Origin of the sequence: Nitrosospira multiformis (assembly GCF_003050865.1) — a bacterium.
GTDB lineage: Bacteria > Pseudomonadota > Gammaproteobacteria > Burkholderiales > Nitrosomonadaceae > Nitrosospira > Nitrosospira multiformis_E.
Window position 1 is genome coordinate 1 of sequence record NZ_QAOK01000085.1, and the last position, 1,019, is coordinate 1,019.

At 49.4% G+C, this 1,019-nt stretch carries 1 protein-coding gene; it reads left to right on the top strand.

The genetic code is table 11. The annotated features are described in order from the left end of the window. Positions 1-207: 207 nt before the first annotated feature. The coding region (locus C8R21_RS15585) for an ion transporter (protein WP_107763495.1) at positions 208-1,019 on the top strand (812 nt) is incomplete at its 3' end.

Below are 1,019 nucleotides of genomic sequence, written 5' to 3' on the forward strand. Positions count from 1 at the left end.
AGTGCTTCATAATGGAGCATTACACAGATCGCCACGATCATTCCGGATATGCCCAAAATCACGAGGTGGGCAGCATGTTCATTCATGGGTTACTCGTATGCCTAAGTTTTTTATTATCCATGAAGGGGACATTAGACAAAGAGAAATTGAAGTAGGCACATGCGAACAGTAACAGCTTGGATGCCTTTTACTCTTTAAGACATATTTATGAAAAAACAGGAACAGGAAAACGTCGCGCCACGGCCGATCTCAAAAAGCGATGTTGCCGCGTATTTCGGGAAACCGGAGGCCGGCTTTCGTGACCGTCTCTTTGTAATTATCTTCGAAGCCGAGACCCGCGCTGGGCGATGGTTCGATTTTTCGCTCATCGCTGCCATTTTGCTAAGTGTGGTCGTGGTGATGCTCGATAGCGTTTCAGAGATTAACTACCGGTATGGGGGAATCCTGAATGCTCTGGAGTGGTTTTTCACTGTCGCGTTTACGATCGAATACATAGCCCGGCTGTGGTGCGTAAAGCATCCCTTGCGATATGCCAGGAGTTTTTTTGGGATAGTGGATCTTCTTGCAATCCTTCCAACCTATGCGGCCTTTTTCATACCGGAACTGCATGCGCTAGTCGATCTTCGCCTACTGCGATTGCTGCGAATGTTTCGCCTTCTGAAGCTTACCGCGTACGTGGAGGAGTACTCGGTGCTGGGGAGCGCAATCATAGCGAGCAGGCGCAAAATCCTGATCTTCCTGTCTGTGGTAGCGATCGTGGTGATTTTGAATGGCACCCTGCTGTATGTAGTAGAAGGAGGGCCTGGTTCTCCGTTTAGCAGTATTCCAACATCGGTCTATTTCGCCATTACAGCGGTCACAACCGTTGGCTTTGGGGATATTACCCCTCAAACTGATCTGGGACGCGCCATTACGTCAATCACCATGCTGGTCGGGTGGAGTATCCTTGCTGTCCCAACCGGAATTATCACTTCTGAAATGACCGCTCAACGGTTCGCGATGAAACGACCGCCAAACAC